Annotated in this window: 6 protein-coding genes; 1 reads left to right on the top strand and 5 read right to left on the bottom strand. The window is 36.3% G+C overall.

The features are described 5' to 3' along the window. Positions 1-390: 390 nt before the first annotated feature. The gene (locus ACFINX_RS08960; protein ID WP_375668699.1) at positions 391-5352 is read left to right on the top strand and encodes a DEAD/DEAH box helicase; all 4962 of its coding nucleotides are present in this window, start codon (positions 391-393) and stop codon (positions 5350-5352) included. A gap of 482 nt (positions 5353-5834) precedes the next feature. Here ACFINX_RS08960 and ACFINX_RS08955 read toward each other — a convergent pair whose 3' ends face one another. Genes ACFINX_RS08955 through ACFINX_RS08935 form a run of 5 tightly spaced genes read right to left on the bottom strand, consistent with a single transcriptional unit; the run spans position 5835 to position 8818 of the window. After that, positions 5835-6299 carry an SMI1/KNR4 family protein gene (locus tag ACFINX_RS08955; protein WP_375668698.1) on the bottom strand — a complete coding sequence of 155 codons (465 nt, stop codon included), beginning with the start codon at positions 6297-6299 and terminating at the stop codon, positions 5835-5837. 42 nt (positions 6300-6341) lie between these two features. After that, complete coding sequence (locus ACFINX_RS08950) at positions 6342-6929, bottom strand: SMI1/KNR4 family protein (protein WP_375612469.1); 588 nt, start codon at positions 6927-6929, stop codon at positions 6342-6344. Between the two features lie 48 nt (positions 6930-6977). Next, the gene (locus ACFINX_RS08945) at positions 6978-7547 is read right to left on the bottom strand and encodes an SMI1/KNR4 family protein (protein WP_375612468.1); all 570 of its coding nucleotides are present in this window, start codon (positions 7545-7547) and stop codon (positions 6978-6980) included. 52 nt (positions 7548-7599) lie between these two features. Further along, positions 7600-8190, bottom strand: coding sequence for an SMI1/KNR4 family protein (locus ACFINX_RS08940; RefSeq protein WP_375612467.1), 591 nt, complete (start codon positions 8188-8190; stop codon positions 7600-7602). 52 nt (positions 8191-8242) lie between these two features. After that, positions 8243-8818 (bottom strand): SMI1/KNR4 family protein, encoded by a 576-nt coding sequence (locus ACFINX_RS08935; RefSeq protein ID WP_375646698.1) that lies wholly within the window; start codon positions 8816-8818, stop codon positions 8243-8245. Positions 8819-8867: the final 49 nt, after the last annotated feature.

Below are 8867 nucleotides of genomic sequence, written 5' to 3'. Positions count from 1 at the left end.
CATAAATACAATTTTTAATATATATCTAAGAGGGTTTTGTAGGGGTTTTGGGGGTTTTAAAAACAGACAAAACCTATCTATAAAATAATTCATAAAACCTATCAAAATACTTATTCTGATGTTTTAAATTCCATGGTGCATTTGTCTTGATTAACAGGTCAATTAACACATCAAATAAACAGCAAATTTCACTATTTTGCTGATCTGACCTCTCTCATGGGCTGTGGATAAACAGCCTTTAAAAAACTTTTTGAAAAAGTTTATCGGCTTTTGAATGACTTTAACTCATTTTGCACTCGATATTTGGTTTGAATCAATTTAATAAACTCCATTTTGATTACTTTGAAGGGAATTAATCAATAGAATATATTGCCATGGAGTCTATTCTTTATGCTTCAATCTATTAAGTATGATAATGAACATGTCACTTTACGCTCTCTCTTGGAATATTATCGTCAACAAGCAAAATCACCCCGTGAATTGGGAACGCTGTTTGAAAACCTTGTCATGGTTTATTTGACAAACGACCCTCTTCAAAAGCAAGAATACGAAAAGGTTCAGACTTATTTGGAATGGGCTAAGGAGCATGATGAAGATGGAACGGATATTGGGATTGATTTGATCGCTACAATCCGTGATGAAGGAGGCTATGCGGCTATTCAATGTAAATGCTATGATGCTTCTCACATCATTAAAAAAGAAGATATTGATAGTTTTATAGCAGCGTCTGGCAAAAAGATCTTCACCCGTCGTATTCTGGTTGATAGCACTGAAACAGATTGGAGTGACAATGTTGAACTAACTTGTGAAGGACAAGAGGTTCGTATTCAACGGATTAATCTGTTTGATTTAGAAAACAGTCAAATCGATTGGGGGGCTTATAAAGAACAAGGACAAGCTGTTCTCAAAGAGAAATCAAAGAAAAAGCTTTTAGATCATCAGAAAGAAGCGCTCAAAGCGGTTTGTGAAGGTTTAAAAGAAGCAGACCGTGGCAAGCTGATTATGGCATGTGGAACGGGCAAGACTTTCACCAGTTTGAAGATAGCAGAAACCATAGCAGGTCAAGGCAAGCGCGTATTGTTTCTAGTGCCCTCCCTTGCTCTTATCTCTCAAACAATTCGTGAATGGACAGAAGATACAGAAGTGCCTTTGCGTTCCTTTGCCGTGTGTTCCGATACACAAGTGGGTAAGCGTCGTAAGAATAATAAAAATGATGCTCTTGAATTTGATAGCTCTGATCTTGCCTTGCCTGCTACCACGGATGCAAAAGAACTGGCTAGCAAAGCGGGTAAGGTTTCACATGATCTGATGACCGTGGTCTTTTCCACTTATCATTCAATCCAAGTGATTTCGGATGCACAAAAAGACCATGGTTTACCCGAATTTGATCTGATCATCTGTGATGAAGCCCATAGAACCACTGGCGCTTCATTGGGAACAGAGGACAATGAATCTGATTTTATCAAGGTTCATGATAACAGCATCATTCGAGGCAAAAAACGTCTGTATATGACAGCAACCCCTAAGATCTTTACCGATGATGCCAAAAAGAAAGCCAATGAGATCAATGCCGTTCTAGCATCTATGGATGATGAAGAGCTCTATGGAAAAGAGCTTTATACCTATACCTTCTCAAAAGCCGTTCAGAATGAATTGCTTGCACCTTATAAGATTATTGTTTTGGGTGTTAATGAAGAGGAAGTGAGTGAATCCATTCAACATCTGATGACCGATGAGAATTATGAACTTATTCTTGATGATAAAACCAAGATCATAGGTTGTTATCAAGCCCTTGCTAAAATAGATCTAAAGGTTGATCTGAATGATGACCCCAATCCCATGCGGCGGGCTTTGGCTTTTTGTAAAGATATCAAGACGTCTAAACGCATTCGTAACACATTTAATTCTGAAGAAATACAGGAGGAATTATTTAATCTTCATAAGGTTTATAAAGATACCCCGCCTCTTCATTGTACCTTTGATCATATTGATGGAACCCAAAGTGCCAAAACGCGTCATAAAGCCCTTGATTGGCTTAAAGAAGATGCGGGGGAAAACACCTGCCGTGTGCTCACCAATGTAAGATGTCTGTCTGAAGGGGTAGATGTTCCTGCTCTTGATGCCATTATGTTTTTACACCCGCGGAAAAGTTATGTGGATGTGATACAGGCTGTGGGGCGTATCATGCGGCGTGCAAAGGGTAAAAAAAGAGGCTACATCATTTTACCCGTTGGGGTCCCTGCTGGAGTTTCTGCTGAACATGCTTTACGCTACAATAAGAGATACAAGGTAGTCTGGCAAGTGATCAATGCTTTGCTTGCTCATGATGAGAATTTTGAAATAACCCTTAACCAGATGATTTTAGGTCAAGACGTCAGTGATGTTTTAGAGATTAGAGCCTTAGAGAGCATGACCGCGGTTGAGGATAAACTTCATATCCATGAAAAATCAGAACATATGGGACTTGAGATTGGAAAAGCCGCTCATGAACCACAAATTATTCATAGCGTAACAGGAAGATTACCTTTTTATAAAGAGTTTCCCAATGCTTTGAAAACCCTTATTGCAAAGAAATTTGCTATTGCGGATTATTGGGAAAATTGGGCAGGCAATGTTGCTGAGATTGCACAAAACCATATCACGCATCTCCAAAACTTGCTTGCTGATGAAAACAGTGAAGCCTTTCATGCTTTTGATGTCTTTCATAAGGAATTAAAGAACAACTTAAACAGTGAAATAAAACAAGAGGAAGCGATTGAGATGTTAGCACAACATCTTGTCACCCGTCCTGTGTTTGAAGCCTTGTTTGAGGGCAATGAATTTGTACAGAACAATGCCATTTCGCAAGCCATGGAAAAAATCTTAACAGAACTCGATAAAACGAATATCGAGGAAGAATCCAAGGAATTACAAGAATTTTATAACAGTGTAAGGCTTCGTGCTTCTGGGATTACCACACCACAAGCAAGGCAAAATCTTATTATTACGCTTTATGAAAGCTTTTTTGCCAAGGCATTTAAGAAAACCACGGATAGGCTTGGGATTGTTTATACGCCCGTTGAGGTTGTTGATTTTATCATTCATTCTGTTGATGATGTGTTGCGTAATGAGTTTGGCAAAAGCTTGGGGTCACGTGGTGTGTCTATTCTTGACCCTTTCACTGGAACAGGAACCTTTATCACACGGCTTTTACAATCAGATCTCATCAAACCAGAGGATATGGAATATAAATTCCGTCATGATATCCATGCCAATGAGATTGTTTTGCTTGCCTATTACATAGCAACGATTAACATTGAATCGACCTATCATAGTTTGATGAAAGAGAATTATATCCCATTCAAGCATATTGGTTTGGCTGATACGTTTCGGATGCTTGAAAAACAAGATTTGATGAAAGGTTTACTAGAGGAAAACAGTGAATATTTAGAGCATCAAAAAAAACTGGATATTAAAGTTATCTTTGGTAACCCTCCTTATTCGGTAGGACAAAAGAATGAAAACGATAATAATCCCAATATATCTTATCCCATATTAGATGATCGTATTCGTGAGACTTATATAGCTAAATCGAAAGCAACTAGTACGCAAAAGTTATATGATAGTTATATCCGCGCTATCCGCTGGGCTAGTGACCGTATTGATAATGCTGGGGTAATCGGCTTTGTCACAAATGCCGGTTTTATTACTGGACATTCTATGGATGGTTTACGCAAATGCCTCGTTGAAGAATTTAGCAGCCTTTATATTTTCCATTTACGGGGGAATGCACGGACTTCTGGAGAACAACGTAAAAAGGAAAGTGGTGGCATTTTTGGTGAAGGATCTCGAGCTCCCATAGCTATCTCTATTTTGGTTAAAAATCCAGAATCTCAACAGCGTGGCAAAATATATTTCCGTGATATTGGAGATTATCTCACGAGAAAAGAAAAGCTTATAATAATAGAGTCTCTTGGTAGCATTGATGGTATTACACGGAGCAAACAAGGTTGGCAAATAATTACACCAGATAAGTACAGTGATTGGCTTGATCAACGTGATGACAGTTTCAAAACATTCTTAGCTATGGGTGTCAAAAAGGGGCATGATAAAAAGCTCTTTGAAACTTATTCTCTTGGTGTTTCAACCAATCGTGATGCTTGGACGTATAACTCAAGCCGTGAATCTGTAAAGAAAAATATGAATAACATGACTGCCTTCTATAATAATGAGGTAAAACGTTTAAATAATACCTATTCACATGCTGATCGTACAGCACGTGCAAAGGTCGTGAATGATTTCGTCAATTCCGATGTAAGAAAGATTAGTTGGAGCAGTACTCTTAAGAGAGAATTATTAAGAGGTAAATTTTCCGAATTTGAAGATAAATGCCTTATTCAAAGCCTATACCGTCCTTTTACACAACAATGGCTTTATTACAATAGCGTCTTTAATGAAGCAGTTTATCAAATGCCGCGTATATTCCCGATAAGACAAGCGGTTGATAATAAGGTGATACAAATTACAGGTATAGGAGCAAAGAAAGACTTTTCTGTATTGATGACTAAAGCTTTGCCTAATTTAGATTCAATAGAAAAAGGTCAATGTTTTCCACGCTATATTTACGAAGATACTACGGTTTCAAAAAGTAAAAGTGAGAAACAATCCCATTTATTTACAAATTCTATAGAGGAAAACAAAACAGCTGGTTTACAACGCCGTGATGCCATTACTGATGAAGGATTAGCACATTTTAAAGCCGCTTATCCTAATGAAACCATAACAAAAGATGATCTATTCTATTATGTTTACGGTCTACTTCATTCAGAAGATTACCGTGCTCGTTATGCGCATAATTTATGTAAAGAATTACCTCGCATTCCTTGTGTAAAGAGTGCTGATGATTTTTGGAAGTTCGTAACAGCAGGGCGTGAACTGGGTCATTTGCACGTGAATTATGAAACTGTAAAACCTTATCCAGTCACCTTTAAAAAGGGTAATCCAAAACAGACAGAGATCTCTAATCCCGAAGAATTTTACTACGTTACAGAAATGAAATTTTCTGGGAATAGTAAGGAAAAGGATAAATCGACTGTTTTTTATAATAGCAATATCATCATGACGGATATACCTCTTAAAGCTTATGAGTATATAGTCAATGGAAAGCCTGCTCTTGAATGGGTTATGGAACGTCAATGTGTTAAAACAGATAAAAAGAGCGGCATTGTTAATGATGCTAATCGCTATGCTGTTGAAACCATTGGCAACCCTGCCTACCCTCTAGAGTTATTTCAAAGGGTTATTACCGTAAGTTTAGAAACCATGAAAATCGTTAAGAACTTACCAAAATTGGAAATAAGAGAAACTGAATAACTTATAAAGCATGCTCACATAATGGGTATGATAAACTCATAAGGGGTATAGAACATAGCGATTAATCTATACCTCTCTTGTTAAGTTGATTAGATACAATCTCAAAAAGACAGTTTATATGCGTTATTCTAAAAAGAAATCCCATCTTAAAGTGAATAGGCTTCTTTTGAATTGCCTTTAAAAGATTATATCGTAATCTAAAATGAGTGCTTTATGCTTTTCAAAAGCTTTGTTTAAAGAGAGTTATGTATATTCATTTTCTTATATTACTTATAGGTTTTGAAGGTGTAAAAACCGTCAAAACCCCTCAAAACGTATATTATTAGTTGAATTTATAGGTTGTATTTTTATATAGGTTGTTTTTTTAAGATCTGTAAAATCTTAACCTATTGAAATATATTGATTTTAATTTTCTCTCATTTAAAAAAAATAATGGTGGTTTAACATTGCAATTTGAAAATAAAACCACCATACAAAGAAATTTACTTCAAATTATCTGTAATCCTTTTACAGAGGAATTCATAGAAGTTACTTGCATAATATTGTGGATTCTTGGGTGGAAAATCAAAATAGAGTGCACATTCTCCATTCTGAAATTGAGAATAATCGAAGAAAAATGTCTCTCCAAAATCGGTTCTACTAACAATAAGTTGCTGTGGCATTGCAAAACCATTTTTTCTATAATTTAAGTTTTTATAAACAATATCATCACTACGAACAATCTCAAAGTTTGTATCATAAACGCTACATATTCCCTCACCACAAATTTCCCCTCTTCCATAGTTTTTTAAAAAACTTTTATAGGAAGACGTAAACTGCAAACCAAGAGTTTTCTCTGCTTTTTCAATCAGTGCATCATCAACTGCTTCATCTGTAGAGCCAAAATCGATACTATCGTTATATTTATCAACTAGTACTGCAACATCAGCTAAGGTATAGGTTTTCATAGATGATCCTCAAAACTTGCGTAACGCTCCATATTTCCCCTATCATTTGCCCCTCCTCCATAGTTTTTTCCAAAAGCTCTTGTAAAAAGGGATAGGTTGCGGAGTGGGAGTGTTCTCAATCTTTTCAATTGGTTGATCACCATCAGGTATCTCAACTCCCACGCTTTCTTTAATTCTTTTGCAAAGGAATTCATAAAAATTACTGGCGTAATATTCGCAATCTTCAGATGGAAGCATGACATAAAGTGGGCATTCACCATCCCGAAACTGCGTATAATCAAAGTAAAAAGTCTCACCAAAATCTGTTCTACTTACGATAAGCTGTTCTGGTGTCGCAAACCCCCTTTTTCTATTATTTAAGTTGCGGAAAACAATATCACCAGCAGCAATACCTATTCCACAATCCCTATAAACGCTACAGATTTCATAACCTCCAATTTCTCCTCCTTTATAATTTTTTAAAAAACTCTTATAAGAAGATGTAAATTGTAAACCGAGAGCTTTCTCCGCCTTTTCAATCAGTAGATCATCAACTGCATCATCTTCAGTACCGAAATTGATAATATCATCATCATATTTATTCACTTTATCAATTAATACTGCAACATCATCTAAAGTATAAGTTTTCATAGATGATCCTCAAAACTTGCGTAACGCTCCATATTTCCTCTATCAATTTCACCTCTTCCATAGTTTTTTCCAAAAACTCTTGTAAAAAGGGATAGGTTGCGGAGTGGGAGTGTTCTCAATCTTTTCAATCGGTTGATCACCATCAGGTATCTCAGCTCCCACGCTTTCTTTAATTCTTTTGCAAAGGAATTCATAAAAATTGCTAGCGTAATATTCGCAATCTTCAGATGGAAGCATGACATAAAGTGGGCATTCTCCATCCCTAAACTGCGTATAATCAAAGTAAAAGGTTTCATCAAAATCAGTACTGCTAACGAAAAGCTGTTCTGCTGTCATAAAACCGCGTTTTCTAGCATTTAAGTTTCTGAAAACAATATCACCACCAGGGATATCTGCTCCACACTCCTTATAAAGGCTAAAGATTTCTTCACCACCAATTTCTCCTCCTACATATTTTTTTAAAAAGCTCTTATAAGAAGATGTGAATTGCAAATCGAGAGCTTTCTCCGCCTTTTCAATCCGTAGATCATCAGCCGCATTTTCTTCAGTACGAAAATTGATAATATCATTATATTTATCAACTAATTCTACAACATCATCTAAGGTATAGGTTTTCATAGATGATCCTCAAAACTTGCGTTATAAACGCTCCATATTTCCTCTATCAATTTCACCTCTTCCATAGTTTTTTCCAAAAGCTCTTGTAAAAAGGGATAGGTTGCGGAGTAGGAGTGTGCTCAGTCTTTTCAATCGGTTGGTCACCTTCAGGTATCTCAGCTCCCACGCTTTCTTTAATTCTTTTGCAAAGGAATTCATAAAAATTGCTAGCGTAATATTCGCAATCTTCAGATGGAAGCATGACATAAAGTGGGCATTCTCCATCCCTAAACTGCGTATAATCAAAATAAAAGGTTTCACCAAAATCTGTTCTGCTAACGAAAAGCTGCTCTGGTGTCACAAAACCACGTTCTCTATTGAGTAAGTTTCGGTAAACAATATCACCAGCAGGAACACCTTCCCCACAATCTCCATAAATGCTAAAAATTTCATCACCACCAATTTCTCCTCCTCCATATTTTTTTAAAAAAACTTTATAAGAGGATGTGAATTGTAAACCGAGAGCTTTCTCCGCCTTTTCAATCTGTAGATCATCTGTTTCATTCTCTTCATCATCTTCACTACCCAAATTGATAATATCATCATCATATTTATTCACTTTATCAATTAATACTGCAACATCAGCTAAGGTATAGGTTTTCATAGATGAACCTCAAAACGTGCGTTATAAACGCTCCATATTCCCTCTATCAATTTCACCTCTTCCATAGTTTTTTCCAAAAACTCTTGTAAAAAGGGATAGGTTGCGGAGTGGGAGTGTTCTCAATCTTTTCAATCGGTTGATCACCATCAGGTATCTCAACTCCCGCGTGTACTTTAATTCTTTTGCATAGGAATTCATAAAAATTACTGGCGTAATATTCGGACTCCTCATCCGCAAACATGACATAGAGTGGGCATTCACCATCCCGAAACTGCGTATAATCAAAGTAAAAGGTTTCATCAAGATCATAACTCACAACGAGCTGTTCTGGTGTCGTAAAACCACGTTTTCTATCATTTAAGTTTTGGAAAACAACGTCATTAACAGAAACACCTATAGGATGCTCATAAAGACTATAGATTTCTTCACCACTAATGTCCCCACCTTTATAATGTTTCAAAAAACTCTTGTAAGAGGATGTGAATTGTAAACCAAGAGCTTTCTCAGCCCTTTCAATTACAAGATCATCAACTGCATCATCTTCAGTACGAAAATGGATAATCTCATCATCATATTTATTCACTTTATCAATTAATATTACAACATCATCTAAGGTATAGGTTTTCATCAATTATTTCTCCAAATTTCTTTTTTCTCTTTTCATCAATCGTAGAGCA

Source organism: Bartonella sp. AP36NXGY (assembly GCF_042195865.1).
In the GTDB taxonomy this organism is placed as follows: Bacteria; Pseudomonadota; Alphaproteobacteria; order Rhizobiales; family Rhizobiaceae; genus Bartonella.
Note: the sequence above shows the minus strand (reverse complement) of the source record. Positions and strands in the feature narration are given on the sequence as shown.